The 2006-nt window shown below is 65.7% G+C and carries 3 protein-coding genes; 2 read left to right on the top strand and 1 reads right to left on the bottom strand.

Going from position 1 to position 2006, the window contains the following annotated elements; translation table 11 throughout:
• The first annotated feature begins 55 nt into the window (after positions 1–55).
• Both gcvT and V6M39_RS12735 read left to right on the top strand, forming a co-directional pair.
• Positions 56–1156 carry a glycine cleavage system aminomethyltransferase GcvT gene (gene gcvT, locus V6M39_RS12740; RefSeq protein ID WP_332644189.1) on the top strand — a complete coding sequence of 367 codons (1101 nt, stop codon included), beginning with the start codon at positions 56–58 and terminating at the stop codon, positions 1154–1156.
• A 2-nt stretch (positions 1157–1158) separates the two neighbouring features.
• The gene (locus tag V6M39_RS12735) at positions 1159–1356 is read left to right on the top strand and encodes a hypothetical protein (RefSeq protein ID WP_332644188.1); all 198 of its coding nucleotides are present in this window, start codon (positions 1159–1161) and stop codon (positions 1354–1356) included.
• A gap of 73 nt (positions 1357–1429) precedes the next feature.
• On the opposite strand, the gene V6M39_RS12730 is transcribed toward V6M39_RS12735, so the two are convergent.
• A partial coding sequence (locus V6M39_RS12730) for a DUF3043 domain-containing protein (RefSeq protein WP_332644187.1) occupies positions 1430–2006 on the bottom strand: 577 nt, incomplete at its 5' end.

The raw sequence follows: 2006 nt of genomic DNA, 5'->3' as shown, positions 1-2006 counted from the left end.
AGGCTGACGGTAGGCATGTCGTCACTGTATCCACGGCTCCTCTAGGTTTGCGTTCATGGATCTGCTGCACTCGCCCCTTCACGACCGTCACGTCGCCCTCGGCGCCAAGCTCGCGGAGTTCGGCGGCTGGGACATGCCGCTCGAATACGCCGGAGGCGGAGTGCTTGCGGAGCACAAGGCCGTACGCGAGGCAGTCGGTCTGTTCGACGTCAGCCACCTTGGCAAAGCGCTGGTCCGAGGCACCGGCGCTGCTGCGTACGTCAACAGCTGCTTCACCAACGACCTCGACCGCATCGCACCGGGCAAGGCGCAGTACACGCTCTGTTGCGACGAGGATGGCGGCACGGTCGACGACCTCATCGCGTACCTCCGCAGCGACTTCGAGGTGTTTCTCATCCCCAACGCCGCCAACACGGCTGCCGTCGTGGCCAAGCTCCAGGCCGAGGCGCCAGCTGGCATCGAGATCACCGACCTGCACCGCGACTACGCGGTTCTGGCGATCCAGGGAACGCTGAGTGACGAGGTGCTCCAGGCTCTCGACCTGCCCGTCGATCACGAGTACATGTCGTTCGCGGACGCGACGATCGCCGGCAAGGACATCACGGTGTGCCGCACCGGCTACACCGGCGAACGCGGCTACGAGCTCGTCGTACCGGCGGATGGCGCCGTCGCCGTGTGGGATGCAGTCATGGCGGCGGGGGAGTCATACGGCATCCGCGCCTGCGGACTTGGCGCGCGCGACACGTTGCGGACGGAGATGGGTTATCCACTCCACGGCCATGAGCTCTCGGCCGAGATCAGCCCCGTCATGGCCCGCGCCGGATGGGCTGTCGGCTGGAAGAAGCCGGCGTTCTGGGGCAAGGACGCACTGCAGCGCCAGCGCGACGAGAAGACCGTACGTACGCTGCGCGGACTCCTCGCCCAGGGTCGCGGCATCCCGCGCCCAGGGATGACGGTGCTCGGCGATGATGGAGCCGAGCTCGGTGAGGTCACGTCGGGCACGTTCTCACCGACGCTGCGCCAGGGCATCGCGCTTGCACTGCTTGAGCCGTCGGTCGAGGATGGCGCCACTGTCACCGTCGACGTACGTGGGCGCTCCGAGCTGTTCACGGTGACCAAGCCGCCGTTCGTGCAACCGTCGACCAAGGAGAGCTGACCATGACCTGGACCTGGACGCTGGAGACCGCCGCAGGAGACGTCATCCGTCGGTCAGAAGCCTTCGAGAGCCGCGGCGATGCTGAGTCGTGGATCGGCGAAGCCTTTGGGGACCTGGTCTCAGACGGCGTCGACCAGGTGCGCCTGTTCGATGGAGAGAACGAGATCTACGGCCCGATGTCACTCCACGCGGAGGGCTAGAGCGAGCCTCTCGGCGCACGAGGTTTCGATACGCCCTCGTCCCTCGGGCTACTCAACCACCGAGAAAGCTGAGTTAGTAGCGATCCTTCATGGGGTCGCCGTGCTTGAGCTGGGGCTTGGGAAGGCGCATACGGCGTAGCTGCATGCTGCGCAGGATCGCATAGGCGACCGTGCCCTTGGTCTCGTCAGGCTCGAACCGCGCCTTGAGCTCCTTGCGGAGTGAGCGGGTCAATCGGAACACGTCGATCACCACGCCGATGATGACCAACGGGTAGACGAGCGTCGTCGCGTAGTTGGTCCATTCGGGATGCCCCGATGCTCCGGCGATGAACAGGAACACGAGGATCACGAACAGGAATGGGATCAGCAGCTCGCCGATGTTGCGGCGGCGATCGACGAAGTCGCGGGCGAATCCGCGTACGGGTCCGCGCTCGCGTGCCGGGAGGTACTTCTCGTCACCGGACTTCAAAGCCTCACGCTGTTTGGCGCGGAGCTCCTCGCGGGCAGCGCGCTCACGCTTCACCTGATCCTTGCGCGAAACAGGGGTCTTCAGACGGGCCTTGCGGGCCGCTTCTGCCTCTTTGCGACTCGGTGTTGCGCGCCCTTTGCCGGCCTCAGTCTCGTCTACCACCCGCGACACGCTACCCCGT

The organism is Aeromicrobium sp., from assembly GCF_036675695.1.
Lineage (GTDB): Bacteria > Actinomycetota > Actinomycetes > Propionibacteriales > Nocardioidaceae > Aeromicrobium.
Note: the sequence above shows the minus strand (reverse complement) of the source record. Positions and strands in the feature narration are given on the sequence as shown.

What these genes read in the sequence shown, in the direction of transcription:
- V6M39_RS12735 (WP_332644188.1), top strand. Translation starts at nt 1,159, where the DNA reads ATGACCTGGACCTGGACGCTGGAGACCGCCGCAGGAGACGTCATCCGT.
- gcvT (WP_332644189.1), top strand. Translation starts at nt 56, where the DNA reads ATGGATCTGCTGCACTCGCCCCTTCACGACCGTCACGTCGCCCTCGGC.